This window comes from Micromonospora sp. FIMYZ51, from assembly GCF_038246755.1.
Taxonomy (GTDB): Bacteria; Actinomycetota; Actinomycetes; order Mycobacteriales; family Micromonosporaceae; genus Micromonospora.
The window spans coordinates 2,194,018-2,220,616 of the sequence record NZ_CP134706.1 but is presented as its reverse complement, the minus strand read 5'-3'; the positions used below and the strand labels follow the sequence as shown (position 1 = coordinate 2,220,616).

At 71.2% G+C, this 26,599-nt stretch carries 23 protein-coding genes; 11 read left to right on the top strand and 12 right to left on the bottom strand.

Translation table 11 applies throughout. The features are described from left to right. Positions 1 to 127: 127 nt before the first annotated feature. Positions 128 to 1,030 carry a TAXI family TRAP transporter solute-binding subunit gene (locus QQG74_RS10850; protein ID WP_341721195.1) on the top strand — a complete coding sequence of 301 codons (903 nt, stop codon included), beginning with the start codon at positions 128 to 130 and terminating at the stop codon, positions 1,028 to 1,030. On the opposite strand, the gene QQG74_RS10845 is transcribed toward QQG74_RS10850, so the two are convergent. From QQG74_RS10845 to QQG74_RS10825, 5 genes are all read right to left on the bottom strand, one after another. Next, entirely contained in the window at positions 1,031 to 1,273 is a 243-nt protein-coding gene (locus QQG74_RS10845) for a helix-turn-helix transcriptional regulator (protein ID WP_341720167.1), read from the bottom strand. A gap of 34 nt (positions 1,274 to 1,307) precedes the next feature. Continuing rightward, complete coding sequence (locus tag QQG74_RS10840) at positions 1,308 to 2,168, bottom strand: ABC transporter permease (protein WP_341720166.1); 861 nt, start codon at positions 2,166 to 2,168, stop codon at positions 1,308 to 1,310. Beyond that, on the bottom strand, positions 2,165 to 3,136 hold the full coding sequence (locus QQG74_RS10835) for an ABC transporter ATP-binding protein (protein WP_341720165.1): 972 nt from the start codon (positions 3,134 to 3,136) through the stop codon (positions 2,165 to 2,167). The genes QQG74_RS10840 and QQG74_RS10835 overlap by 4 nt, the downstream gene beginning before the upstream one ends. Positions 3,137 to 3,229: 93 nt before the next feature. Further along, entirely contained in the window at positions 3,230 to 4,654 is a 1,425-nt protein-coding gene (locus tag QQG74_RS10830) for a HAMP domain-containing sensor histidine kinase (protein ID WP_341720164.1), read from the bottom strand. Positions 4,655 to 4,664: 10 nt separating this feature from the next. Then, complete coding sequence (locus QQG74_RS10825; RefSeq protein WP_341720163.1) at positions 4,665 to 5,333, bottom strand: response regulator transcription factor; 669 nt, start codon at positions 5,331 to 5,333, stop codon at positions 4,665 to 4,667. Positions 5,334 to 5,509: 176 nt separating this feature from the next. Here QQG74_RS10825 and QQG74_RS10820 point away from each other — a divergent pair, with 176 nt between their 5' ends. After that, positions 5,510 to 6,052: an acyltransferase gene (locus tag QQG74_RS10820; RefSeq protein ID WP_341720162.1), complete on the top strand. Its 543-nt coding sequence runs from the start codon at positions 5,510 to 5,512 to the stop codon at positions 6,050 to 6,052. 101 nt (positions 6,053 to 6,153) lie between these two features. Here the strand turns inward: QQG74_RS10820 and QQG74_RS10815 are convergent, their stop codons facing one another. Together QQG74_RS10815 and QQG74_RS10810 are read right to left on the bottom strand one after the other, a co-directional pair. Beyond that, the gene (locus QQG74_RS10815) at positions 6,154 to 7,437 is read right to left on the bottom strand and encodes a nucleotide sugar dehydrogenase (RefSeq protein WP_341720161.1); all 1,284 of its coding nucleotides are present in this window, start codon (positions 7,435 to 7,437) and stop codon (positions 6,154 to 6,156) included. A 4-nt stretch (positions 7,438 to 7,441) separates the two neighbouring features. Further along, entirely contained in the window at positions 7,442 to 8,989 is a 1,548-nt protein-coding gene (locus tag QQG74_RS10810) for a glycosyltransferase (RefSeq protein ID WP_341720160.1), read from the bottom strand. A 343-nt stretch (positions 8,990 to 9,332) separates the two neighbouring features. On the opposite strand from QQG74_RS10810, the gene QQG74_RS10805 reads away from it, so the two are divergent. The 4 genes from QQG74_RS10805 to QQG74_RS10790 all read left to right on the top strand — a co-directional run bounded on the left by QQG74_RS10805 (position 9,333) and on the right by QQG74_RS10790 (position 15,376). Further along, a complete protein-coding gene (locus tag QQG74_RS10805) occupies positions 9,333 to 10,502 on the top strand; it encodes a hypothetical protein (protein WP_341720159.1) in 1,170 nt (389 codons plus the stop codon). A gap of 259 nt (positions 10,503 to 10,761) precedes the next feature. Then, complete coding sequence (gene wecB, locus QQG74_RS10800; RefSeq protein ID WP_341720158.1) at positions 10,762 to 11,844, top strand: UDP-N-acetylglucosamine 2-epimerase (non-hydrolyzing); 1,083 nt, start codon at positions 10,762 to 10,764, stop codon at positions 11,842 to 11,844. Continuing rightward, positions 11,841 to 13,262 (top strand): glycosyltransferase, encoded by a 1,422-nt coding sequence (locus QQG74_RS10795; protein ID WP_341720157.1) that lies wholly within the window; start codon positions 11,841 to 11,843, stop codon positions 13,260 to 13,262. The genes wecB and QQG74_RS10795 overlap by 4 nt, the downstream gene beginning before the upstream one ends. Further along, the gene (locus QQG74_RS10790) at positions 13,259 to 15,376 is read left to right on the top strand and encodes a glycosyltransferase family 1 protein (RefSeq protein WP_341720156.1); all 2,118 of its coding nucleotides are present in this window, start codon (positions 13,259 to 13,261) and stop codon (positions 15,374 to 15,376) included. The genes QQG74_RS10795 and QQG74_RS10790 overlap by 4 nt, the downstream gene beginning before the upstream one ends. A 231-nt stretch (positions 15,377 to 15,607) precedes the next feature. Here the strand turns inward: QQG74_RS10790 and galE are convergent, their stop codons facing one another. The 4 genes from galE to QQG74_RS10770 all read right to left on the bottom strand — a co-directional run bounded on the left by galE (position 15,608) and on the right by QQG74_RS10770 (position 19,633). Beyond that, positions 15,608 to 16,651: a UDP-glucose 4-epimerase GalE gene (gene galE / locus QQG74_RS10785; RefSeq protein WP_341720155.1), complete on the bottom strand. Its 1,044-nt coding sequence runs from the start codon at positions 16,649 to 16,651 to the stop codon at positions 15,608 to 15,610. Next, entirely contained in the window at positions 16,648 to 17,664 is a 1,017-nt protein-coding gene (locus tag QQG74_RS10780) for a Gfo/Idh/MocA family oxidoreductase (RefSeq protein WP_341720154.1), read from the bottom strand. The genes galE and QQG74_RS10780 overlap by 4 nt, the downstream gene beginning before the upstream one ends. Next, positions 17,661 to 18,770, bottom strand: a complete 1,110-nt coding sequence (locus QQG74_RS10775) for a DegT/DnrJ/EryC1/StrS family aminotransferase (RefSeq protein WP_341720153.1) — start codon at positions 18,768 to 18,770, stop codon at positions 17,661 to 17,663. Before QQG74_RS10775 ends, QQG74_RS10780 begins: the two co-directional genes overlap by 4 nt. A 233-nt stretch (positions 18,771 to 19,003) precedes the next feature. Beyond that, positions 19,004 to 19,633 carry a TetR/AcrR family transcriptional regulator gene (locus QQG74_RS10770; RefSeq protein WP_341720152.1) on the bottom strand — a complete coding sequence of 210 codons (630 nt, stop codon included), beginning with the start codon at positions 19,631 to 19,633 and terminating at the stop codon, positions 19,004 to 19,006. A 156-nt stretch (positions 19,634 to 19,789) separates the two neighbouring features. Between QQG74_RS10770 and QQG74_RS10765 the strand changes: the two genes are divergently transcribed. From QQG74_RS10765 to QQG74_RS10745, 5 genes are all read left to right on the top strand, one after another. Continuing rightward, a complete protein-coding gene (locus QQG74_RS10765; protein ID WP_341720151.1) occupies positions 19,790 to 20,686 on the top strand; it encodes an ABC transporter permease in 897 nt (298 codons plus the stop codon). A gap of 10 nt (positions 20,687 to 20,696) precedes the next feature. Then, on the top strand, positions 20,697 to 21,500 hold the full coding sequence (locus tag QQG74_RS10760) for an ABC transporter ATP-binding protein (RefSeq protein WP_341721194.1): 804 nt from the start codon (positions 20,697 to 20,699) through the stop codon (positions 21,498 to 21,500). A 167-nt stretch (positions 21,501 to 21,667) separates the two neighbouring features. Then, entirely contained in the window at positions 21,668 to 23,176 is a 1,509-nt protein-coding gene (locus QQG74_RS10755; protein ID WP_341720150.1) for a bifunctional cytidylyltransferase/SDR family oxidoreductase, read from the top strand. A 34-nt stretch (positions 23,177 to 23,210) separates the two neighbouring features. After that, the gene (locus QQG74_RS10750) at positions 23,211 to 24,908 is read left to right on the top strand and encodes a CDP-glycerol glycerophosphotransferase family protein (protein WP_341720149.1); all 1,698 of its coding nucleotides are present in this window, start codon (positions 23,211 to 23,213) and stop codon (positions 24,906 to 24,908) included. 67 nt (positions 24,909 to 24,975) lie between these two features. Then, positions 24,976 to 25,503 carry a hypothetical protein gene (locus QQG74_RS10745; protein WP_341720148.1) on the top strand — a complete coding sequence of 176 codons (528 nt, stop codon included), beginning with the start codon at positions 24,976 to 24,978 and terminating at the stop codon, positions 25,501 to 25,503. Here the strand turns inward: QQG74_RS10745 and QQG74_RS10740 are convergent. Next, complete coding sequence (locus tag QQG74_RS10740) at positions 25,491 to 26,516, bottom strand: hypothetical protein (RefSeq protein WP_341720147.1); 1,026 nt, start codon at positions 26,514 to 26,516, stop codon at positions 25,491 to 25,493. The genes QQG74_RS10745 and QQG74_RS10740 overlap by 13 nt on opposite strands. Positions 26,517 to 26,599: the final 83 nt, after the last annotated feature.

Here is a 26,599-nt window from a genome sequence, read left to right as displayed (position 1 = left end):
GACGGGTTCCGCCGCCCCGGGGGCTTGCGCCACAGGGGTCCGGCGGCGCACAGTGCTGCCCGTGACCCGTACCAGGTACGCCGACCGGACCGGGCGGCACTACGCCGGGGTGGCCGGCCTGGCGGTCGTGCTGCTGCTCCTGTCCAGCCTCGTCAGTTGCCGGGATGATCCGGGCGATCCGGTACGAATCCGCATCGCCACCGGCAGTCCGACCGCCGTCTATCACGCCTTCGGCCAGTCGCTGGCCACCATCCTCAACCGGGAGTTGCCAAACGTACGGGCAGAGGTCATGGTCACCGCCGCCTCGGTGGAAAATGTCCGACTGCTCAACAACCTCGACGCCGAACTCGGGTTCAGCCAGGCCGACGTGCTGCGCGCCGACCCGAACCCGGATCCGGATCCCGGGGTGGTGGCGATTGCCCGGGTCTACGACGATCTGCTGCACCTGGTCACCACGGCCGACAGCCCGATCCGGACGTTGACCGACCTGCGCGGGCGGCGGGTGTCGACAGGCGCGTGGGGTTCCGGGACCGACTTCACGGTGCGTCGGCTGCTCACCGTGGCCGGGCTGGCCGACACCCAGGTGAACCGGGTGCAACTCAACCTGGACGACTCGGTGGCCGCGCTCCGCACCGGTGAGATCGACGCCTTCTTCTTCTCCGGTGGGCTACCGGTGCGCGCCATCGACCAGTTCGCCCTGGACAACCCCGCCCGCATCATCGACCTCGGCGAGTGGACCGCCCCACTGCGCCGGGACAACCGGGAGGTGTACGTGCCACGGGACATTCCCCGTTCGGTCTACGGCATCGAACCGGTCACCACCGTGGCGAACCCCAACCTGCTGCTGGTCCGCCCGGACCTGCCGGACGACCTGGTCCGGGAGATCACCCGGCTGCTGATGGAGCGACGCTCCGAGCTGGAGGACGCGCATCCGGCCGCCGGCCGGATGAGTCCCCGCTCGGCGATCGTCACCGCGCCGCTGCCACTGCATCCCGGGGCGGCGGCGTACTACCGCGACAAGAAGCCGTGATCAGGCCGATCGGGTCAGCGGGTCACCGAGGCGCGGGAACGGCTCGGCGGAGAAGACCACCTCCACCGGTACCTCGAAGTGGCGGGCGATCCGCAGGGCCAGGTGCAAACTGGGGCTGAACTCACCCCGTTCCAGGTAGCCGATGGTCTGGTAGTGGACGCCCAACGCCTCGGCCAGTTGCCGGCGGGAGATGCCCCGTTCCGCCCGCAGCATGGCGATGCGGTTGTACACCACCTCACTCATGCCGGCACTTCCACTCGCTGCACGCTCACTCATGTCACCCCCGCTGGAGGGCCTTCTCGCGCCGGGCGGCGACGCTCGACCCGGACTCCCGGCGGGCCATCCGGCGCAGCAGCACCGGTGCCAGGGCCAGCCCGACGATCGCCCAGCCGCCGAGCACCAGCAGCGTCTCCAGGTGCCGCCACGATCCGCTCACCTCCACGGCGGCCATCGCATCGGGCAGCAGCGCCGACCGCATGCCGAGGCCGAGCCAGTAGACCGGGAATGCCTGACCGAGCCCCTGGAGCCACCCCGGCAGGACGGTGAGCGGGTAGAAGATGCCGGAGATAGCGATGAGACCCATCATCGGAAGCATGATCAGCCCCAGGTTACGGGGATTGGAGAGCAGCGATCCGAAGGCCGCCCCGATCGGCATGGTCGCCACCATCCCGAGCACCAGCACCCAGGCCAGCGTCACCCAGGCCCACCCGCTGCCCAGCATCAGCCCGTCGAAGAGGAAGATCCCCGGTACGAGCAGGAGGGCGACGCTGACCAGAGTCATTCCGCTGACCAGCACGATCTTGCTGATCAGGTAGCCGAACATTCCGTTCGGGGTGGCCTTCGCCCGCAGCAGGGTGCCGTCCTCCCGCTCGACGGTGAGGATGGACGCCACGCTGACCAGGCCACCGAAGGCCACCGTCATGCCGAGCGTGCTGGGTAGGGTCTGCGCCCCGAGCGAGAATTCGGTGCCGGGCACCTGGGCGTCCCGGAGGAAGAACATCACCACCAGCAGGACGACGGTCGGGAAGAGGTAGCCCCAGAGCGTCTCGGCGTTGGTGAAGCCCTGCCGCAGCTCGATGCGGCCACGGGACAGCCCCGCGCGGGCCGCCACCAGCAACGGACCCACCGACGGATTCATCGGGCCACCTCCTCGAAGGCACGGGCCGCGCCGTCGGCACGCCCGGATTCGTGATCGCGGACCAGGGCCATGTAGGTGTCCTCCAGGCTGGCCCGTCGCACCTCAAGGTCGGCGATTTCCGCGCCGTACTGCGCGAACAACTCCCGGACGAAGCCGGTCGCGTCGCTGGTGGAGTGCACGAACCGCGTACCACCTCGGCTCCACCGCACCTCGGCGTCGATGGAGATCCGCCGCGACAACTCGTCGGCGGAGCCACTGGCGATGATCCGTCCACCGGCCAGGATCAGGATCCGGTCGGCCAGCTTCTCGGCCTCGTCCAGGTCGTGCGTGGTGAGCAGGATGGTGGTGTCGTCCAGGTCGGCCAGTCGGTGCACCAGGTCGTGGAACTCACGCCGGGCGGCCGGGTCGAACCCGGCGGTCGGCTCGTCGAGGAAGAGCACCTCCGGCCGACCGACGATGCCGATCGCCACGTCGACCCGGCGGCGCTGACCGCCGGAGAGCTGGCCGACCTTCTGCTGCGCGTGCGCGGTCAGACCGACCAGGTCGATCAGCTCGTCGACATCCCACGGCCGGCGGATCCGCTGGGTGGAGTAGGGCGAGTAGAAGGTGCCGAGGTGGGCCAGCAACTCCCGGATCCGCCACCGGCTGTGGTCGCGCCAGGACTGGAGCACCACGCCGAGTCGGGCCCGCCACCGCTCGTCGCCGTGCCCGGGATCGACGCCCAGCACCGCGACCTGGCCGTCGGAGCGCATCCGGAAGCCCTCCAGGATCTCGATGGTGGTGGTCTTGCCGGCGCCGTTCGGGCCGAGCAGTGCCAGCACCTCGCCGCGCCGGGCGGTGAACGACACCCCGTCGAGCACGTCCTTGCTGCCGTAGCGCATCCGCAGGTCGCGTACGTCCAGGGTGATCTCCGGCTCGGCCGGTGACCCGGTGCCGGTCGGGGCGTTTGCCTTCGCGTCCACCGTCATGGCCCCTGCCTCCCCGTAATAGCTGTGCCCCAGAAGATAGCAGTCATACTACATTTCGCCACACACATGCACTACCAGTGGTGTCCGGTGTGGTCAACCGACGACGGCGGTGGACGGTGCCGGCTCGGGCGCGGTCGACTCCTCGGCAGCGTCGGCCGACGGGAACCACAGCGCGGCGACCAGCCCGCGCGGCGAGTTCGACTGCATGGTGAGCCGGCCATCGGAGGCGTCGACCAGCACCGCGGCGATGGTCAGCCCCAGGCCGGCACCGTCCACGTTCTGCACCTCCGGCGCCCGCCAGAACCGCTCGGTGGCCTGACCGAGCTGACTGCGGGTCATGCCGGGGCCGGTGTCGCGTACCTCCAGCTCGACCCCGTCGTCGCGGGCCGCGACGGTGACCGTCACCTCGCCGCCCGCGCCGCTGAACTTGACCGCGTTGTCGATAAGCGCGTCGAGCGCCTGGTCGATCGCGGTCGGCACGGTCCGCGCGTACGCCGCAACCGGGTCGGCGGCCAGCCGCAGCGTCACCGACCGGTGCCGGGCCAGCGGCTCCCAGGCCGCCACCCGGGACGCGGCCGCGGCAGCCGCGTCGACGATCACCCGCTGATTCTCCCGGCGCTCGGCGCGGGCCAGGGTGAGCAGCGCGTCAAGCAGCAGGGCCAGCCGGTCGGTCTCCTCCAGGGCGAGCTGGTGCTCGGCGCGGCCCTGCGGGTCGGTCAGGCTGGGCCCCAGCTCCTCCACCCGCAGCCGCAACGCGGTCAACGGGTTGCGCAGTTGGTGACTGGCGTGCGCGACGAAGGCCCGCTGCCGGTCCATCACGTCGGAGACCACGTCGGCCATGTGGTTGAAGCTGGCCGCCAGGCGACGCAGCTCCGGCGGGCCCAGCCGGTGCTGCACCCGGGCACCCCGGTCCCCCTCGGCTATCTCGTGGGTGACCGCGTCCAGTTCGGTGATCGGCCGTAGCACCCAGCCGGCCAGCCCGAACGCGGTGAGCACGCAGGCCACCACCGCGAGCAGCCCCAGCGCGGCCAGCAGCAGCCACCAGGTGGTGACCGAGCGGCGGACCTCGTCGGTGGGGCTCGCGGTGACCACCGCGCCGAGTACCTCGCCACCGTCGTTGATGGGTACCGCCACCACGATCGGCCCGTCCACCCAGGGCCAGACCGAGTCGGGCCCACTGGCCTGCTGCCCGGACAAGGCGACGTTCAACGCCTCGTGGGTGCCCAGCGCCGGCCGCCAGGCCGGTGAGCCCACCACGACCGCCCGGTCCCGGTCGACCACCACCGCGTCGATGCCGTAGAGCTGCTGGTAGCTGGTCAGTTCGTTGGCCAACGGGTCGCTCGTGCCGCTGCGCAGCGCCGGACCGGCAAGCGAGGCGAACCGGGTGGCGTCGGCGAGCCGATCGGCCCGGACCCGGTCGGTTTCCCGGGTGGCCAGGGTCGCCGCCAGTGGCGTACCCAACGCCACCAGCACCAGCACCATCAGGAGCAGGTAGCTGATCACCAGGCGCCGACGCACCGCTGGCCCCTCACTCGGCCCGTAGCCGGTAGCCGACACCGCGTACGGTCTCCACCAGGCGGGGGTCGCCGAGCTTGCCGCGCAACGAGCCGACGTGCACCTCCACGGTGTGCCGGTCGGCGAAGGTGGTGCCCCAGGCGTCGAGCAGGATCCGGTCCCGGGGTACCGCCACGCCGGGCTGGCGGGCCAACGAGAGCAGGACGTCGAACTCCTTGCGGGTCAGCGAGACCGGCCGGTCGGCCACGGTCACCGTACGGGCTGCCGCGTCGACGCGTACCGGCCCGACCTCGATCAGGTTGCGCTCCGGCGCGGCGTACGCGGCCCGGCGGAGCACCGCCTCGATCCGCGCCTGCAACTCCACCATCGAGAAGGGCTTGACCACGTAGTCGTCCGCACCGAGTCGCAGCCCAAGCACCCGGTCCCGCTCCTCGCCCCGGGCGGTCACCGCGATGATGCCCAGCTGGCTGCTGCGGCGCCGCAGCTCCCGGCAGAGCTCGGTGCCGTCGCCGTCGGGCAGGGTCAGGTCGAGCAGCACCAGGTCGCACGGGGCGGCGGAGATGGCGGCGGCAACGGTGGCGGCGTGTTCCACCTCGTATCCGCGCCTGGTCAGGGCGGACGACAAGGCGGCGGCCACCCGACGGTCGTCCTCGACCAGCAGTATCCGCACCCGGGCCCCCATTCGTCGGTCCGTCGCCCTCGCATGGTGGCAGAACCTCGCCTCGGACGGGAGGGCGGTCCCGCCCGGCGGCGCCGTTGACGGCCGGCCGGCCGACGTCCGCGGTGACCGCAGGGACCGACCAGGGGTCGGTATGCTACCCCGAGTTCGCACCCGTGCAGCCTCGACGAGAGTTGAAGATGACTGACAAGAGCTCTGGGTCCCCCTCGGTCTTCGTCCACCCCACCGCCGACGTCGAGGAGGGCGCCCGGGTCGGCGACGGGACCAAGGTCTGGCACCTGGCCCACATCCGGTCGTCCGCTCAGGTGGGCGCCGGCTGCGTGATCGGTCGCAACGTGTACGTCGACGCGGGCGTGACGGTAGGCGACCTCGTGAAGATCCAGAACAACGTCTCCGTCTACCAGGGGGTGACCCTGGAGGACGAGGTGTTCGTCGGCCCCTGCGCGGTCTTCACAAACGACTTCCGGCCGCGCGCCCAGAACCCGGACTGGAAGATCACCCCGACCCTGGTGCGTCGGGGCGCCTCGATCGGCGCGAACGCCACCCTGGTCTGCGGCATCGAGGTGGGCGAGTACGCGATGATCGCCGCCGGTTCGGTGGTGACCCGGGACGTCGCGCCGTACCAACTGGTGGCGGGCAACCCGGCCCGGCCGAAGGGCTGGGTCGACGAACGGGGCGAGGTCGTCTCGCGCGACGTGCACAACCCGCCCCGACGCGACTGATCGACACGCCCGCCACGACAGCCGGCCCGCGCGGCTGACCCGGAACGAAACGAAAGGGCCCGGCACGCCACGTGCCGGGCCCCTTCGGGTGACAGCTGCCGTCAGCCGCCGATGACCACCCGGCGGACTCCGGCCCAGCGGGCCGGGTCGGTGACCCGACGGCCGTCCACAAGCACCGTCACGCCGGGCAGGTCGGCGGGGCCGAGCGTCCGGTACTCGGCGTGGTCGGCCTGGATGACGGCGGCGCCGATCGGCTCACCCTGGTAACCGGGCAGGCCGTGGGCCACCAGTTCCTCGTTCGTGTACATCGGGTCGGAGACGTACGGGGTGGCGCCCCGCTGCCGCAGCGCCTGCACCGTCGGGAAGACACCGGAGAAGGCGGTCTCCTTGACGCCGCCCCGGTAGGCGGCACCGAGCACCAGCACGCCGACGCCGGTCAGGTCGCCGTACGCGGCGGCCAGCAGGTCGACGGCGTACTCCGGCATGGCGGCGTTGGCCTCCCGGGCCGACCGCACGACGGTGGCCGCCGGGTCGTTCCACAGGTACATCCGCGGATAGATCGGGATGCAGTGCCCGCCGACCGCGATGCCCGGCGAGTGGATGTGGCTGTACGGCTGGGTGTTGCACGCCTCGATCACCTTGGTGACGTCGACGCCCACCGTGTCGGCGAACCGGGCGAACTGGTTGGCCAGGCCGATGTTGACGTCCCGGTAGGTCGTCTCGGCGAGCTTTGCCAGCTCGGATGCCTCGGCCGAGCCGAGGTCCCAGACGCCGTTCGGGCGATCCAGGTCGGGCCGCTCGTCGAAGTCCAGCACCGCCTCGTAGAAGCGCACGCCGTGCTCGGCCGACGCCTCGTCGATGCCGCCGACCAGCTTCGGGTAGCGGCGCAGGTCGGCGAAGACCCGACCGGTGAGCACCCGCTCCGGGCTGAAGACCAGGTGGAAGTCCCGGCCGGCGGTGAGCCCGGAGCCCTCCTGGAGCATCGGCGCCCAGCGGGTGCGGGTGGTGCCGACCGGCAGGGTGGTCTCGTAGCTGACCAGGGTGCCCGGCTTGAGGCCGGCGGCGATCGCCCGGGTCGCGTCGTCCATCCAGCCGAAGTCCGGTACGCCCTCGGCGTCGACGAAGAGCGGCACGACCACGACGACCGCCTGGGACTCGGCCACCGCGGCGGTGGTGTCGGTGGTGGCCGAGAGCAGCCCGGCGGCCACCGCCTCCTTCAGCTTGACGTCCAGGTCCGTCTCGCCGGGGAAGGGCACGGCACCGTCGTTGACCAGCTGGACGACCCGCTCGGAGACGTCCGCGCCGATCACCCGGTGTCCCTTCGAGGCGAACTGCACGGCCAGTGGCAGGCCGATCTTCCCGAGGGCGACGACGCAGATGTTCATGGAACTACTTTCCTGCTGAGGGCCGTATGCGGGCCAGACGGGCAATGATCCGGCGGGGCGTGATCGGCGTGATCGTCACGAGCACCTGACCCTTGCGGTCCGTGCTCGGCGTGACGAGGTAGCACCGCGAGCCGCGCCACGCCAGCCGGCGCGGCCCGGCGAGGCGCCGCTCCGCCCGCAGCGACGCCGAGGCGGCCCCGCCCAGCGCGGCGACATTGATCTTGGTTTGCCATCGTTTTCCGTCGGAGGGAAGGGCTGCGAGCAGCTGATCGACCGCGAGCTCCGCCTGAACGACGGTACCCGGTCCACCCGGGCGCGACGACACGACCGCCGCCACGTCGCCGGCCTCGACCCGGAGCGCCTCGGCGGTCAGGTGCGCCCAGCGGCTGTGCGCGGTGAGCACCAGGGCCCGATCCCGGCCCCAGGCCGCCTCGGTCGCGGTGAGCTTGACCGCCAGCTTGGCGGCCCGCTCGGTGACGTCGTACCACTCGTCGGGGAAACCCAGCTCCGCGTCCCGGAACCCGACGTAGTGGGCGTAGCAGCGGTCACCGACGACGGTCACCGCCGGCAGCAGCTTGTCGCTCTGCTGGCGGACCAGCTCGCGCAGCCGGTCCAGGCCGCCGTCGCGGGCGAGCAGCAGACGCAGCCGTACGTCGGCGGCGAGCCGGGCGATGATGGCGTCGGTCAGGTAGTTCTCGGTCAACTCGCGGATCCGCCGGTGGACCTGCTCCTGCATCGACGCATCGAGGTCGAGGAAGTCGGCCCGCAGCAGCTTGGCCACCTCCCAGCTGAAGTTCCGCAGCAGGACCGCGTCCCGCTTGGGGCCGGGCTCGATCAGCCCGGCCGCGAAACGGATCAGCTCCTCGGCGCAGCGCAGCCGCTCGGCGAACTGGCTGGCGTAGGTGATGTTCTGCGCGTTGTCCCGTTTGACCGCGTAGTAGTACACGTAGTCGGCGAGCACCGAGATCTTCCCGGCGCGGACGCAGGCCTCCAGGGTGAAGGGCTGGTCGCTGCCCATCGACATGTCCTCGCGGAAGCGCAGTCCGTGCCGCTCGATCAGGTCCCGCCGGAACAGCTTGGTGTTCGACAGCGACCAGGGCAGCTCGCTGTCGAACAGGTCGACCCGCTCCTCGGTGCTGGCGTAGATGGCCTGGTGGACGTAGCGCTTGTTGGTGCCGACCATCCGGCCGAGCACCACGTCCGAGCCCCATCGGTCGGCGGCGTCCACCAGCCGCTCCAACGCCTCCGGACCCAGGTGGTCGTCGGAGCCGACGAAGAAGACGTAGCGGCCCCGGGCGATCCGCAGGGCGCGGTTGCTCGGCGCCGCCGGCCCGCCCGAGTTGGGCTGGTGCAGCACGGTGACCGTGCCCGGGTACTGCTTGGCGAAGCGGTCCAGTTCTTCCCCGCTGCCGTCGGTCGAACCGTCGTCGACCGCGACCACCTCGAGCCGCTCCAGGCCGATGCTCTGCCCGACCAACGACTCCAGACAGGCCGTCAGGTAGGGCATGGTGTTGTAGACGGCGACGACGACCGTCACGTCCGGCGCGGTCATCCGGCCGATTCTCCCTCGTAACGCCCGCCGACGGACGGCCCGGCGCCATCCGGCGCGGTGGTCGTCGTCCCTGCTCGAGCACGCGATGTCCTGGCGGCACCGTCGAAACTCATCGTCTGCCTCTCGCTGCGCGGCCCCGGACGGAACCCCGGCGAGTGTACGGCACCACGTATGCCGGTGTGGCCACGCGCAGCGGTGCCCCGATCCGCCGACCAGGCGCACCAGAAACCGGACAGGCGGGTACGTTTCCCACGGTCACTCATTGCTAACCTGCCCACACCACACCGCCACCATCCGCGCCCTTTGCGCGTTGTCCTGCCGTCATTAACCGGGAGAACAGCGGATGAATTCTGTGGAACAGCAGACCGAGAGCGACGCCCGGCAGGTCGATGACCGGCCCGGCGGCCGGCTCGCCGGATTCCGGCGGGCCATCGCCCTCGCCTGGCCAGCCCTGCTGGGCTACGCCGTGGTACGCGCCATCGGCCTGCTCACCCTGGCGGTGTGGGGTGCCGCCCGGGATGCCCGTTTCGAGCGCCTGATCGGTGCCCGGGCGGACGCCGGCTGGTATCTGCGCATCGCCGAGCACGGCTACGACTCGGGCGAGCAGCTGCACAGCGACCTGGCCTTCTTTCCGCTGTACCCGCAGTTGGTGTCCTGGCTGACCCCGCTGTCCCCGCTGACCATGCGGGGTACCGCGATCGCGATCGCCTGGATCGCCTCGCTGGCCGCCGCGTGGGGGCTGTTCGCCGTCGGCCACCACCTGTACGGGCGCCGGACCGGAGTGCTGCTGGCGCTGGTCTGGGGCGCGTTGCCGCACGCCGTCGTCCAGTCGATGGCGTACACCGAGTCGCTGTTCACCGCGCTCGCCGCCTGGTCGCTGTACGGCGTACTGACCCGCCGCTGGCTGGTCGCGGGGGTGCTCTGCCTGCTCGCCGGCCTGACCCGGCCGACCGCGGTGGCGTTGATCGCGGTGGTGGCACTCGCCGCACTTGTCGCCCTGGCTCGGCGGCAGGGCGGCTGGCGCGCACTCGCCGCCCTGCTGCTCGCCCCGCTCGGTTGGCTCGGCTACCTGGCCTGGGTGGGCCAGCACACCGGTCAGCCGCTGCGCTGGTTCGAGATCCAGGGCGAGGGCTGGGGTTCCCGGTTCGACTTCGGTGCCGGCTCGCTGGCCACGGTCCGCGGCGCGTTGGACGAGCCCTCGGGGCTCCAGTGGTACATGGTCGCCGCAGTGGTTGTGGCTGCCGTCACGCTGTTCGTGCTGACCATCCTGGACCGGCAACCGTGGCCGTTGTTGCTGTACAGCGGATTGTTGCTGGTGGTGACCCTGGGCTCCAGCGGCTATCCGTACGCCAAGGCGCGGTTCCTGCTGCCGGCGTTCGCCCTGCTGCTGCCGGTGGCGCTGGGACTCGCCCGGACCACCCGGCCGCGAGCCGCAGTCGCGCTTGCCGCCCTTACCGCATTGTCCGCCTACTACGGTGGCTATCTGCTGTTGATCTGGACCGCCTCGCCCTGAGCAGTGCGGGTGAGCACCGGCCGGTGGATCCTCGCCGAATCAACCACAAGGTCCGGATTTTGTCGGCGGCCGAGAATTCGACTGCGGGCGCGCCGATCAGGCACCTCGACGGGACCCGGAAAGCCGCTCGGGATAAACATGTCGGCGTGGGGGTAGATTTGGAACGCCGCGCGGGACTGAGGCACAATCCGGCGGCAGCAATCCAGACGGCCGTGCCCGGCGCGGCTGCCCTTCACGACACACTGGAGGAGTCACCCGAGTGAAGGTCGTCAGCGTCGTCGGAGCGCGCCCCCAACTGATCAAACTCGCCCCCATCGCCGCCGCGTTCGCCCGGACGGAGCACGAGCACGTCATCGTGCACACCGGGCAGCATTACGACGCGGACCTCTCCGATGTCTTCTTCTCCGGGCTCGGCATTCCGGACCCGGACGTGCACCTGGGCATCGGCTCCGGCTCGCACGGCGTACAGACCGGCAAGGCGCTTGCCGCGTTGGACCCGGTCTTCATGGCCGAGAAGCCGGACTGGGTGCTCGTCTACGGCGACACCAACTCGACGCTCGCCGGTGCGGTCTCCGCCGTCAAGCTGCACCTTCCGGTCGCCCACCTGGAGGCCGGACTGCGTTCCTTCAACCGCCGGATGCCGGAGGAACACAACCGCATCCTCACCGACCACGCCGCCGATCTCCTGCTCGCCCCGACCGAGGAGGCGATGCGACACCTTGCCGCGGAAGGGCTCGCCGAGCGGTCGGTGCTCGCCGGTGACGTGATGGTCGACGTCTGCCTCGGCGTACGCGACGCCGTGCTGGCCGGCACGCATCCCGCGCCCGCCCTACCCGAAGGCGTGTCGCCGGACGAGCCGTACCTGCTGGCCACCCTGCACCGCGCCGAGAACACCGACTCGCCCGAGCGGCTGACCGCCCTCGTCGACGCGCTGGCCAACCTGCCCGTCCCGGTCGCGCTCCTGGCCCACCCCCGGTTGCTGGCCAAGGCCGAGGAGTACGGCGTGAAGCTGGCCCGGGGTGCGCTGCACGTCGGCCGGCCCCTGCCCTATGCCAGCATGGTCGCCGCCGTGCTGGGCTCGACCGGCGTGGTGACCGACTCCGGCGGGTTGCAGAAAGAGGCGTACCTGCTGGGGCGGCCCTGCACCACGCTGCGGCCGGAGACCGAGTGGATCGAGACCCTGGTCGGGGACTGGAACCGCCTGGTGCCCGAGCCGGCCGCGCTGACCCCTGGGGAGTGGGCGGACATCGCCACGCGCCCCGCCCCCACCACCGAACGGGGCACCCCGTACGGCGACGGCCGAGCGGCCGAACGGGTCGTCTCGATCCTGGCACAGAGGTGAACGTGCTCCCCTCCAGCAGCGACCGCAAGGTCCCGCCGCACCTGATCTACCTGGCCATCGGCTTCCCACCCGCAGCGAAGAGCTGCGCCTACCGGATGCGCGAGACCGCCAACCAGTTCCGCCAGCTGGGCTGGGACGTCACCGTGGTGACGATCGCCGCCGAGTCCTGGGAGCGTGACTCCGGTCTGGACGTCACGCTGCTGGAGCAGGTGGATCCCGGGATCAAGGTGGTGGAGCTGCCGCTCGCCCGGGAGGATCTCGAAACCGACATCCGCAAGTTCAGCGAGGAACGCGCGCTGCGCCCGGTCAAGTGGCTGAGCAACCTCCGCAAGCGGGAGACGAAGATCTTCCCGGAGCCGGTGTTCGGCGGTTGGCGGAGCACCCTCGAACAGGCGGTCCTCGACATCCACGAGCAGCACCCGGCCGACCTGCTGTTGGCCAGTTGCGTGCCGTACGTGAACCTGGCCGCCGCGTGGAAGCTCTACGAGACGCACCGCGTTCCCTACGCGGTCGACTTCCGCGACGGCTGGTCGATCGACGTGGTCAACGGCGGTGAGGCGTTCGCCGAGGACTCGGAGGCCGGTGTCTGGGAGCGTCGCATCCTCGACAACTGTCTCTCGCTGTGGGTGGTCAACGACCCGATCGCCGACCACTACCGGCACCGGTACCCGCACGTCGCCGACCGGGTGCACGTCGTGCGCAACGGTTACGACAAGGACAGCGTGCCTTCGATCAAGCCGCGGCAGCCGGATCCCGAGGCCGGGTTGACCTTCGGTTACCTCGGTACGGTCAACTACTCCACCCGGCAGTTGCAGGTGGTGCTGGATGCCTGGCGGGAGGCCCGCGAGCGGGAACCACTGCTGCGTAACGCCAAATTCGACATCCGTGGCCACATCGGTGCCGGCGCCAACCGGGAGGCCAACGGGCTCACCGAGCTCATCCGCGCGGCCGAGGCCGACGGGGTCTCCTTCGGCGGTCCGGTCCGCAAGGCGGAGGTGCCGAAGGTCTACGCCGGCTGGGACGCGCTGGTGCTGATCCTGATCGGCGGGCGCTACGTCACCTCCGGCAAGGTGTACGAATACATGGCCACCGGTCTGCCGATCGTGTCGGTGCACGAGGTCGATCACGACGCCTCCCGGGTGCTCACCGGACATCCACTGTGGACCGGCGCCTGCGGGTTGGACGAGTTGCAGCTGGTGGACAGCTTCCGGCGCGCAGCCCGGATGGTGCTGGAGGCGACCGAGGCCGAACGGTCCGGCGTACGCGCCCACGCGGACCCCTTCACCCGCGAGAGCCTGATGCGCACGGGCGTCCGGCAGCTGGCGGAACGGGCGCTCGCCGCCCGGCACGACCTGCCCGGCGACGGTGTGCCGCTGGACGAGATCAAGTCCGACCATGGGGGCGGAGTACTCGCATGAGCGATGTGTTGCTGGTGACCGGCGTATCGCCGAAGCCAGGGATCCTGACCACCGCCGTGACCCGGCTGCGCGAGGTCGGCGCGCGGGTCCACCTGGTCGGGGCGCTCGACATCGAGGACGTTCCCGCCGACCTGGCGCTGGACGGGCTCTGCGCCCTGCCGGCGGACATCGCCAAAGCGACCCCCAACCGGGCGGCTGCCCGGGCCACGCCGGGTGAGCGGGTCTGGACCCAGGTGTGGCGGGAGTCCTGGGCGCGGGAGCAGGCCCGCAGCGCGGACGTGCTGGTCGCCCTGGATGCGCACGCGATCTACACGGTGTGGCGAATGGCGCAGCGCAACCCCGCTGCCGCCGCCCGGTACGGCGTCCAGGCGGCGGTGCAGGCCGTGCTCGACGGGCCGGGCCAGCCGGCGCCGAAGTCGCTGCAACGCCCGACGACGTCGGTCCGGCAGCGGGTACACCGTCTGATCAACGCCGCGCCCCGGGCGGCGGTCGACGCCGTCACCGCCCGACCGATCATGCGCAGCAAGGCCGGCACCCAACTCTGGCTGAAGGCGGTACGGGCGCCGAAGATGCCCGACTCGCTGCGTTCCAAGGTCGCCTATCAGGTGGCCGAGGGAATGGCCTGGGCCGACCGGCCCGACGGCGAGGCGTTGATCCTCGCCGCCACCGCCAGCAAGCTGCGCAAGCCGGCCGCCCGGGCCCGGATGCTTGCCGACGCGGCCAGCCGGGAGCTGAAGGCGGGCATGCCGCCGCGCGATCTGGACAGCGCGGTGCAGGCGCTGCTCTCCGTCGCCGACCAGCGGCACCGGGCCGACGAGCAGGCCGCCGCGGCCGATCTGCTCAACCGGGCGATGACCCTCGCCTTCGACCGGGTGCTGCACATCGACCAGCTCAGCTCCCCGTTGGCGGAGGACCCGGAAGGGTTCGTGGCACCGTTCCGGCGTTCCGAGGCGGCGGCCACGTTGGCCAAGCCGCGCGGTCGCCGGCAGCCGGCCGCCGCACCGCCGACCGACCGACCGCTGCGGCTGCTGATCGCGACAAGCGCCAACGACAACTTCCTCAAGCTGATCCGGGAACACTACGACGCGCATCCCGGGGTCGAGGTCCGCTTCCTGGACCTGGCCGCGAACGCCTCGCTCAAGAGCGTCACGTGGGCCGCCAAGCACATGCTCCAGGACCGGCTCTCCGCCGAGGCCACGCCGTACCACGAGAAGGTCGAGGACCGGCTCCGCGGCCACCTGGACTGGGCCGACACGGTCTTCGTGGACTGGTGTGTGGCCCCCGCCGCGCTGTTCACCGTCGTGGACCCGGGCACCACCCGGATCATCGTCCGGCTGCACAGCTACGAGGCGCTGTCCCGCTGGCCGCACCTGGTGGACTTCTCCCGGGTCGACGACCTGATCTTCGTGGCCGACCACATCAAGGACCTGACCACCGCCCTGGTGCCCTACCTACAGGGTCCGGACGCGCCCCGGATGCACGTCCTGGACAACGCGATGGACCTGCGCGGCTTCCAGATCGAGAAGTCGCCGGAGGCCCGCTTCCAGCTGGGCCTGGTCGGCATCGGTCAGGTCGCCAAGGACCCGCGCTGGGCGTTGCAGGTGCTGCGGCTGTTGCGCCGACGCGACGACCGCTACCGGCTGCTCCTCGTCGGCGGCGACATGAACCCCGATGTCAGCCTCGCCAGCCGGCAGTACCTTGAGGCGTTCAACCGCGACGTCGACGACCTGGTGGCGGCCGGTGCGGTGCGGCGGTTCGGGCCGACGAACAACGTGCCGAAGGTACTCACCGACGTCGGCGTGATCCTCAGTTCGTCGGTACGCGAGGGCTGCCACTGTGGCCTGATGGAGGGTGCCGCGAGCGGCGCCGTTCCGGTGGTACGGGACTGGCCCTTCTTCGCCGGTCGACCGCACAGTGCGCGCACCCTCTACCCGCAGGGCTGGGTGATCGGCAGCCCGGAGGAGGCCGTCGAGCGGATCCTCGCCACCACCGGCACCGACCAGGCGTGGCGCGACAGCGGCCGGGAGGCCGCCGAGTACGCGCTCGGCGCATGGGACTGGTCCGTGGTCAAGCACCGCTTCGACCGGCTCCTGCTGGGCGACGCCGCCCGCTGACTCGCGCCAGCTGGGGACGATGCCGCTGGCTGACTCGCCCCAGCTGACGCCGGCTGGCTCCCCTGCTGGGCGGAGCGACGCGGCGCACCGGCGGACGGACGACGCGCGACGGGCCTCGCGTAGCTACCTACCGCGAGGCCCGTGCGGGACGGGTGCGGCGTACCCCCAGTGGCGCCCTCGGCGTACCCCGGTGGTGCTTGAGCCGCCGGTTGGGCCCGGTCCGGGCCGGCGCTACCGGCCGGTGGCGCCGACCGGCAACAGGTGCGGGTCCGCGTCGCCGCCCAGCACCTGGTCACGCAACTCGTCCCACTGCAACGAGTGGCGGATGCCGTCGCGAAGCGACAGGGTCGGCTCCCAGCCCAGCAGCTGTCGGGCCCGCTCGCTGCGGGTGTAGGTACCGGCCGAGTCGCCCGGGCGGCGGTCGGAGACCGCGGTCGGGATCGGCCGACCCAGCACGGCGTGGAAGGCCGCCAGCAGCTCGCGCACCGTCGTGCCGTCGCCCGTCCCCAGGTTGATCACCTGGTACCGCTCGCCGTGCTCGGTCGGCAGGATGGTGTCGAACCGGCGCAACGCCTCGACATGGGCGCGGGCGAGATCCCACACGTGCACGTAGTCACGGATGCCGGAGCCGTCGCGGGTGGGCCAGTCGGCCCCGGTGAGCTGGAACGTCGACCCGGTACGCGCTGCCTCGATCATCTTGCCGAGCACGTGCGTGGGACGGGCCAACTGGAGCCCGGTACGCATCTTCGGGTCGGCGCCGACCGGGTTGAAGTAGCGCAGCGAGATGACGTGCAGGGGGTAGGCCCGGGCGCTGTCCTGGAGCACCTGCTCGACCATCGCCTTGCTGCGCCCGTACGGGCTGGTGGCGGCCACCGGAGAGGACTCGTCCACGGCGAAGTCCTCGCCGGGCTGGTAGATCGCCGCCGAGGAGCTGAAGAGCAACCTGTCGCACCCGTTGCCGACGAGCGCGTCCACGAACTCCACCGACTTGCCGACGTTCTCCCGGTAGTAGCTGAGCGGGTGGGCGACCGAGTCCGGCACCACGATCAGCGCCGCACAGTGCACGGCCGCCTCGATGTCGGGGTGTTCGGCGAAGATCCGGTCGATCAGTCGCCGGTCGGCGATGTCACCCTGGTAGAAGATCCGGTCCGCGGCGAACTCGGCCCGTCCGGTACTGAGGTTGTCCAGGATGACCGGAGTGATCCCGGCATCCAGACAGGCCGAGGCGATCGTGCTGCCGATGAATCCGGCGCCGCCGGCGATCAGGACCTTCACCGGGGCGTCCCGCCCTCGATCGGAATCGTCACGCCGTCGCGGGCCGAACGCACCAGGCAGCCGGCCACCTCGACCGTCCGCAGCCCCTGCCGGAGCGTGACGATGTCGCTCTCCTTGCCCTCGACCGCGTCCCGGAATCGCTCGTGCTCGACAAGCAGCGGTTCGCGCTTGGGGATGGCGTAGCGGACCATGTCGCCCTCGGCGACGCCGCGGAAGGCCCGCAACGCCTCCCACTCAGTGTCGATGGCGCCGTTGGCGTAGAAGGTCAGGTCGGCGGTGAGCGTGTCGGCGACGAAGCAGCCCCGGTCACCGGTGATCACAGTGGACCGTTCCTTGAGCGGGCTGAGCCAGTTGACCAGGTGGTTGACCATCGTGCCGTCGGAGAGCAGGCCGACGGCCGCCACCATGTCCTCGTGCAGCCGGCCGCTGCGGGAGACCGTCCGGGCCGACACCGAGGCGTACTCCTGGCCGGTCACCCAGCTGGTCAGGTCGATGTCGTGGGTGGCCAGGTCGAGCACCACGCCGACATCGGCGATCCGGTGCGGGAACGGACCCTGCCGTCGGGTCACCACCTGGTAGACCTCGCCCAACTCGCCCGCTTCCAGACGAGACCGCAGGTTTTGCAGGGCGGGGTTGTACCGCTCGATGTGGCCGACCCCGGCCACCAGCCCGCGGCTCTCGAACGCCTCGACCAGCCGGGTCGCCGCCTCGACGGACTGCGCGAGCGGCTTCTCGATCAGCGCCGACACCCCGTGGGCGGCGAGTTCGAGCCCGATCGGCTCGTGCAGCGCGGTCGGGCAGGCGACCACGGCGTAGTCGATGTCGAGGGCCAGCAGTTCGCTCAGCTCGGGCAGGACCGGCGCCCGGAGCAGGCCGTTGGGGTCACCGAGCGGGTCGACGATCCCGACCAGCTCGACTCCGTCCAGACCGGACAGTACCCGGGCGTGGTTGCGGCCCATCGCGCCCAGGCCGATCAGGCCGGCGCGCAGCTTGCCACCCTGTCGCGCGCTCACCGGGCACCACCGGCGAGGTTCGCGGCGTCGGCGATCCGCTCCAGGTCGGCGGGGCTCAGCGAGGGGTGCACCGGCAGCGAGATCACCTCGGCGGCGGCCCGCTCGGTCTCCGGCAGCTCCCACGGGCCGGGCTGGCCGTCCTTGCCCAGGTACGGCTTGAGCCGGTGGATCGGGGTCGGGTAGTAGACGGCGTTGCCGATGCCCAGTTCGGTGAGGCGGGCCTGGGCCGCGTCCCGGTTGCCCCGGGCCCGGACGGTGTACTGGTGGTACACGTGCCGGGCGGCGTCCGCCACCGGCGGGGTGACCATGCCGTTGATCTTCGAGTCGAGGTACTTGGCGTTGGCCCGGCGCTGCTCGGTCCACTCGGCGAGCTGCGTGAGCTGCACCCGGCCGATCGCGGCGGCCACGTCGGTCATCCGCATGTTGGCCCCGACGATCTCGTTGGCGTACCGCTGCTCCATGCCCTGGTTGCGCAGCAGCCGCAGGGTGCGGGCGAGCCCGGCGTCCGCGGTGCTGATCATGCCTCCCTCCAGGGAGTGCATGTTCTTGGTGGGATAGAAGCTGAAACAGCCGGCGGTGCCGAACGCACCGACCGGAGTGCCGTGCAGGCTGGCGCCGTGGGCCTGGGCGGCGTCCTCGACGACGGCCAGGCCGTGCCGCTGCGCGACCGCCATGATCTTGTCCATCGCAGCGGGGTGACCGTACAGGTGCACCGGCATGATGGCGACGGTCCGCGGGGTGACCGCGGCGGCGACCGCTTCCGGGTCGACACAGAAGGTGTCCGGCTCGATGTCCACGAAGATCGGCTCGGCACCGACCAGCCGTACGGCGTTGGCGCTGGCCGCGAAGGAGAACGACGGCACGATGACCTCGTCGCCCGGGCCGAAGCCGAGCGCCAGCAGGGTCAGTTGGAGGGCGGAGGTGCCGGAGTTGACGGCTACGCAGTGCCGGTCGCCGACCAGCTCGCCGAACTCCTCCTCGAACGCCGCGACCTCGGGCCCCTGCACGACCTTGCCGCTACGCAGCACCCGCACAGCCGCTTCGATCTCGGCTTCGCCGATGATCGGCCGGGCTGGCGGTATGAAGTCCGGGTGCTGCCCAGCCATGAAGATCCTCCTGTGTCGCAAGACTGTTTTGCGGGTGTCGGGGTGCGATACTAGTCCGTTCGGTGGCGAAGACGAGACCGGCGCTCACGAGCGTTGGTCGGGATTTCCCGGCCCGTTTCGGTCACGGCCATCCGGGGCGTGCGCGACGCCGCCGTCCGGGCAGCTCAGAGCCGGTCGCCCGGGCAGCTCAGGAAGGCCGGTCCCGGCAGCTCAGGAAGGCCGGTCCCGGCAGCTCAGGCCGGTTGGTCCCGGTCCGGCTCGGCACACGCCACCCGGAGGGCGGCCACTGCGGCGTCCGCCAGCCGGGCGAGTTCGGGTGGCTCCAACGGCACCCGGGCGATGGCCAGCCGCCAGTAGACCGGCCCGACGATCAGGTCGGCGGCGACCCGGGGGTCGGCACCGGCGGGCAGTTCGCCGCGCTCGACCGCCCGGCCGATGACGATCTTGCCGATCCGGTCCTGGTAGTCGTTCAGGGCGCCCTGGAGCGTGCCGGCGATCTGCGGGTTGCGCGCCGCCTCGGCGAGCAGATCGGGGATGATCTGCGACGCCAGGGGGTGCCCCAGCGCTCCGGTCACCACGAGCAGCAGCAGCCGTACGTCGCCGTCGAGGGTCCCGGTGTCCAGCAGCGGCAGCTTGCGGCGCGCGACGGCCGAGACCACGTCAAGCACCAGTTCGAGCTTGGAGCGCCACCGGCGATAGACCGCGGTCTTGCTCACTCCGGCCCGACGCGCCACCGCTTCGATCGACAGCCGGCCGTAGCCTACTTCCGCCAGTTCCTTGGTGACCGCGCGGCGGATCGCCGTGGTGATCTCGTCACGGAGCACCGCGGCACCGGCCGGCGCCCGCCTCTTGTCGGTCTTCACGTGCGACAATGTACCGCAACGACGCTACGGTTGCGTCCCGACGTGTTTCGGACTACTGTCCACGCAGCGACGGGGGCGGCGCTCCACGCACTGGCCACGCTAGATTCCACGTCGCGAACATTCCGCCCGGCTCGATAGATCGGAGCGCCTTTCCCCATGGCCAACGCGCTGGCCGACCCCGATTCCGGCCTCACCCCGGCCCAGCTGGCCGCCCGGCACGGGCTGCGGGTAGCTGGCGAGCGACCCTCGCTCGGCCGTTACACCCGCCAGCTCTGGCAGTACCGGCACTTCATCGCCGCGTACGCCAGCGCCAAGCTGACCGCCTCGTTCAGCAACGCTCGACTCGGGCAGCTCTGGCAGGTGCTCACCCCGCTCACCAACGCGGCGGTCTACTACCTGATCTTCGGTCTGGTCCTCGAACAGAGCCGGGGCGTGGACAACTTCCTCGCCTACCTGACCACCGGCGTGTTCATCTTCAACTTCACCCAGACCAGCGTGCAGAACGGCACCAAGGCGATCAGCGGCCAGCTCGGCCTGATCCGCGCGCTGCACTTCCCGCGGGCCAGCCTGCCGCTGGCCATCACCACCACGCAGTTCCAGCAGCTGTTCGGATCGATCGTGGTGCTGCTGGTGATCGTGCTGGTGACCGGGGAGCCGATCACCCTGATGTGGCTGATGCTGGTGCCGGCGGTGCTGCTCCAGGCGATCTTCACCGCCGGGCTGACCATGGCGGTGGCGCGGCTGGGCTCCAAGGCCACCGACCTGAAGCAGGTGATGCCCTTCATCCTGCGGGCCTGGATGTACGGCTCCGGCGTGCTCTACAGCGTCGAGCTGTTCGCCCGGAACCTGCCCGAATGGACCACCACGGTGCTCCAGTTCAACCCTCTGCTTGTCTACATCGAGCTGGCCCGGGTCTCCCTGCTGGAGAGCACCCCGCTGCTCAACGAGTCCCTGCCGCAGGCCTGGCTGATCGCGCTGGGCTGGGCGCTGGTCATGGGGATCGGTGGCTACCTCTACTTCTGGCGCGGCGAACAGGAGTACGGCCGTGGTTGATCAGGTCGCGATGTCCAATGATGTGACGGTGACCCTGCCCCGGATCCAGGAGCGGATCCCGACCGTCGTGGTGGACGACGCACACGTCGTCTACCGGGTGCACCGGCGGCGCGGCGCGGGCAACACCAGCCCGGCGACGGCCTTCAAGCGGCTGCTGACCCGTACCTCCGCGCCGAACGTCCGGCAGGTGCACGCGGTGCGCGGCGTCACCTTCACCGCGTACCGCGGTGAGGCGATCGGGTTGATCGGCACCAACGGTTCCGGCAAGTCGACCCTGTTGCGGGCCATCGCCGGGCTGCTGCCGGTGGAGCACGGCGCGATCTACACCCAGGGGCAGCCCTCGCTGCTCGGGGTGAACGCCGCGCTCCTCAACGACCTGCCCGGCGAGCGCAACGTCACGCTCGGCTGCCTGGCCATGGGCATGCACCCGGCGGAGGTGCAGCGCAAGCTGCCGGAGATCATCGAGTTCTCCGGGATCAACCAGCGCGGTGACTTCGCCTCGCTGCCGATGCGTACCTACTCCTCCGGCATGTCGGCCCGGCTGCGGTTTTCCATCGCCGCGGCCAAGCAGCACGACGTGCTGCTGATCGACGAGGCCCTCGCCACCGGCGACAAGAAGTTCCGCAAGCGCAGCGAGAAGCGGGTCCGGGAGCTGCGGGAGAGCGCCGGCACCGTGTTCCTGGTGAGCCACCAGCTCTCCTCGGTGCGGGACACGTGCGAACGGACAATCTGGCTGGAATCGGGCGAGATGCGGATGGACGGCCCGACCGATGAGGTAATTCGCGCCTACGAAGCATTCACCAACGGCAAGTAGAGCCGGTCGCGGCCGTCCGAACCGCAACCCGGTGACCGCCCGCGCCGCGTCGCCCTCGTTGGGGCGACGCGGTCCGCGCGTTACTGTTCATCCCGTCGCCACCTCGGCGCAACCCTTCCTGGCACCCATTCACCGCGAGCGACACCCCCCGAGAGCGAGGACCGGCAATGACGCAGGACCTGACCACCGAACCGGGCACCCGGCGGGAGAACCCGGCGCCGTGGCGACCCTCCCGGACGGTGGCCGTGGTGCTTGCCGGCGGCACCGGCACCCGCCTGGGCCTCGGCATCCCCAAGCAGCTCCTGAAGATCGCCGGTAAGCCGATCATCGAGCACACGCTTGCCGTCTTCGAGGCCGCGCCGGAGATCGACGAGATCATCGTGCTGATGGCCAGCGGCCACGTCGACGAGGCGCGACGGATCGTCGACAAGGCCGGCTTCCGCAAGGTCACCAAGGTCATCGAGGGCGGCGACACCCGCAACGCCACCACCCGCATCGCGCTGGACGCGGTCGGCGAAGGGGACTGCAACATCCTCTTCCACGACGCGGTACGACCGCTGCTCAACGGCCGGATCGTCCGGGAGTGCGTGAACGCCCTCTGGACCTACTCGGCGGTCGACGTGGCCATCCCGTCGGCCGACACGATCATCCAGGTGGACGAGAACGACTGCATCACCGACATCCCGGTCCGGGCCACGCTGCGCCGGGGCCAGACCCCGCAGGCCTTCCGCTCCGGGACCATCCGGGAGGCGTACCGCCGGGCCGAGGGTGACCCGAACTTCGCCGCCACCGACGACTGCGGCGTGGTGCTGCGCTACCTGCCCGAGACCCCGATCAAGGTGATCGACGGCTCGGACGAGAACATCAAGGTCACCCACCCGGTCGACGTGCACCTGGCCGACAAGCTGTTCCAGCTGGCCGCCGCCAAGGTGCCCCGGCTGGCCGACCAGCGGGCCTACAGCGAGGAGGTCGCCGGCCGGACGATAGTCGTCTTCGGCGGCAGCTACGGCATCGGCCACGACCTGACCGAGCTGGCCCGCCGGCACGGCGCGCAGGTCTTCCCGTTCAGCCGCTCCAGCACCGGCACCCACGTGGAGCGGCCCGAGGACGTCGAGGCCGCGCTGAAGACCGCCTTCGACGCCACCGGCCGCATCGACCACGTGGTGGTCACCGCCGGCATCCTGGAGAAGGGCGCGCTGGCCGAGATGGACCAGGACACCATCGACCGGGTGCTCCAGGTCAACTTCGTCGGCCCGGTGACCGTCGCCCGGCAGGCCCTGCCGTACCTCCAGCACACCAAGGGCCAGCTGCTGCTCTACACCTCCAGCTCGTACACCCGGGGGCGGGCCGACTACGCGCTCTACTCGGCGACCAAGGCCGCCCTGGTCAACCTCACCCAGGCGCTGTCGGACGAGTGGGCGGAGCAGGGCGTCCGGGTGAACATCATCAACCCGGAGCGAACCGCCACCCCGATGCGAACCAAGGCGTTCGGCGAGGAGCCCGAGCACACCCTGCTCGCCGCCGAGACCGTCGCCCAGGCCTCGCTGGACGTACTGATCTCGGACCTCACCGGCCAGGTGATCGACGTCCGCCGGCCGCCCGGCGAGGCCGCGCCGCTCGCCGTGCCGGCGCCCGCCCAGGCCGACCGGCCGATCGACACCGCACCCGTCGGCTGACCGGCCGGCAACATAGCGCGAAGGCGACACCGAGATGCGTGGTGACCTGGTCACGAAGTTGGCCGCCCGGGGCCTGGCCACCGGCGGGGCGGTGCTGGCGTTCGGCGTGGTCGCGCTCACCGACGCGACCGCCTGGGGTCTCGGCCTGGCGGTGGTCGCGCTCGCGGCCACCGTCTGGGAGCGCCGGGTGCGCCCCGGCGCCGACAGCGTCGCGGAGACCACACTGATCGCGGCCGGAATCCTGGTCGGCTACGCCCGGCAGCTCGACTCCGGGTTCGACCCGGCGCTGGCCGCCGCCGCCCTGGTGCTGCTGGGACTGCTGCTGCTGGCCGGTCCGCTGCGGGACGCCGGAAACCTGGAGATCCGCGCCGCCAACCTGCCGGTACGCACCTGGGTGCCGCAGGTCGCCGCCGGCCTCGGGGACGCCCTGGCCGGCCTGCTCGCGGTCCTGGCCCTGGCCGCCCTGGCCGCCCTGCCCGCCGTCCTCGCGCTGGTGGCGGTCCTGTTGGTGGGTGCCGTCGTCGGCGCGGTCGCACTGGACCTGGCCCGGCGGCGGTTCCGGCCGGCAAGCGGCGGCTCGCCGGTCACCCGGGCGCTGCGCCGGCACCAGCCGGAGTTCGTGCTGCACTTCTCCGCCCCGCCCGGCTCGGAGTACCAGGTCACCATGTGGCTGCCGTACCTGGCGCGGATCGGTCGGCCGTTCGTGGTGATGGTGCGCGAACCGGAGTCGCTGGCCGCCATCGCGGCGGCCACCACCGCCCCGGTGCTCTACTGCCCCACCCTGCGCAGCATGGACGAGGTGCTGGTGCCCAGCCTGCGGGTGGCGTTCTACGTCAACCACGGCGCGAAGAACAGTCACTGCCTCCGTTTCACCCAGCTCACCCACATCCAGCTGCACCACGGCGACAGCGACAAGGCGTCCAGCGCCAACCCGGTGTCCGGGATCTTCGACCGGATCTTCGTGGCCGGCGAGGCGGCCATCGACAGGTACGCCCGGGCCGGGGTGGCGATCCCGGCGGAGAAGTTCGTCGTGGTCGGCCGTCCGCAGGTCGAGACGATCGAGGTACGCACCGAGCCCGCCACCGGCCTGGCCAACCCGACGGTGCTCTACACCCCCACCTGGACCGGGCACCACGCCGACGCCGACTACTGCTCGCTGCCGATGGCCGAGCCGCTGCTGCGGCGGCTGCTGGACCGGGGTGCCACGGTGATCCTGCGGGCGCACCCCTACACCACGCAGAACCCGGCCTCGGCCCGGTACCTGGCGCGGCTACACGACCTGCTCGCCGCCGACCGGTCCCGCACCGGACGGCAGCACCTGTTCGGTGCCGCAGCCAGCCGGCTGAGCCTGGCCGAGTCGGTGAACCGTGCCGACGCCCTGGTCTCCGACGTCTCCGGCGTGGTGTCCGACTGGCTCTACTCGGGCAAGCCGTACGCGGTCACCGACACGGGTGCCGACGGCGACCGTTTCACCGAGCGGTTTCCGCTGGCCGCGTCCGGCTATGTGCTGCGCCGCGACCTGACGAACCTGGACGAGGTGCTGACCGGGCTGCTCGACACCGATCCGCTCGCCACGGCCCGCTGGACGACCCGGCGGCGGTACCTCGGTGACTTCCCCATCGACGCCTACGCCGAGGCGTTCCTGGCCGCCGCCCGGCGCGAGTTGGACCCCACCTGGGCTCCGCCGACGCCGCGCGCCGCGCGCACCGCCCCGCTCTCCCCCACCACCTGACGCGCGGGCACTGCCCGCCAGGTCCCCGTAGCCGGGGACCTGGCGGATCCACTTTAGACTTGTCCGCATGTCGCAACCGACGCCCGACCAGCCGCCCGCCCGCAAGTTGGTGTGGGCCCCCGACGAGATCCGCGTCAACCTCGAACAACAGGTCGAACCGCAGGACAGCCTGGGGCAACGGGTGGCGCGGGTCGGGATTCTGGCGTTCCTCTTCACCGGGTTGCCGGCCTTCGTGGTGTTCGCCGCCACCACTGTCGTCGCACCGTCGGTGACCGACGGAGCCGGGATCGGCACCACCGCCCGCTGGGCGGTGCAGGTCGCCGGCCTGATCGCGATCGCGGCGATGGTCACGTCACGGCCGCCGAAAGCCACCGCGCCGGACCCCGCCGCGCCGGACGCGCCGGGGTCGACCCGACGGATCACGCTGCGGCTGGTGCGGCACGTACTGGTCACCGGCGGCTGCGCGGTGCTGATACTGGCGCTGGAGGGGCTCGCCGTGGGCCAGATCGCCACGTTGGCGCTGCTGCTCGTCGGCGTACTGCATGTGCTGCCGCTGGCGGTGGCCCGGCTGCTGGTCCGCCGTCAGTCGCGGTAGCGGTCGGCCACGGCGGCGAAGGCGGCCTTGGGCTCCCAGGGCAGGCCGGGGTAGGTGTCGCCGTCCCGGCCGTCGAGGACCTTGACGATCCCGAGGCTGGCCAGGTCGAGGTCGTCGGCGGGGTCGCCGTCGGGGCGGTGCGGCAGGTTGTACAGCGCGAACAGGTGCACGAAGGCGCTGTCCACGCCCTCGCTGTCGAAGATCTCCAGTAGCTCGCTCAGGTAGGCCGCCTGGCCGGCCTCGTCGCGCTGGTAGCGCCCGTTGAGTCGGACCGGTTCGCCGGTGGCCTCGTCGTACTCGATGATCTCCATACTGCGCGGCGCGACGTCGCCCGCACCGCGCCAGGTCGCGGTGCCGAAACCGGTGATCGCGACCGGACTGGGCTGGGCGACGAGTTCGCGTACGGCCGCCCGGAACTGGTCGGCGACCTCGGCGGAGCGGATGAGTTCGAGGGTGACGAAGTCGAACAGCTCCCAGTCGACGCCCTCGAACGGAATGGCGGCGTAGGTCACCTTTCCGTGGAAGCGTTCGCGGATCGCCGCCACGGCGGTGCGGAGGAACCGGTCGAGCCGGGAGCGGACCTCGGCGATCCGTTCGGCGCGGCCGACCGGGTCGGCAAGGAGGTTGCCGAGTCGGTCGTCGATGCGGTCGCCGACGACGAAGCCCCGGTTCATGATGCTCAGCTCGACGCCGGAGACGAAGACCACCTCGGCCCCGGTCGCGCGCAGTCGCTCGGCCCGCTCGGCGCAGTCGAGAAACAGGGCGAGGGCCTCGTCGGCCGACAGGTCCAGCGGGTACGGCGAGAACCAGACCTCCAGTCCGAGTTCGGCGGCGAGCCGGGCGGCGAGTTCCAGGCGCTGCGGGTCGCCTCCGACGATCTGGACGGCGGTGCAGTGCAGGTCGTCGCGGATGATTGTCAACTCTCGCCGGACCAACTCCGGGTCGAAGTGCGGCAACGAGTTGTGCCCGTCCCGGACGAAGCCGGTGTCGTAGCTCATGCCCTTGGCTCGCATGTCTGTCGGTCCTTCTCGCTCGGGGCGCCGCCGGGGTGGGGGCTCGTGGCGACGCTAGCAAATTTCTGCGCGCACGCAAGTTT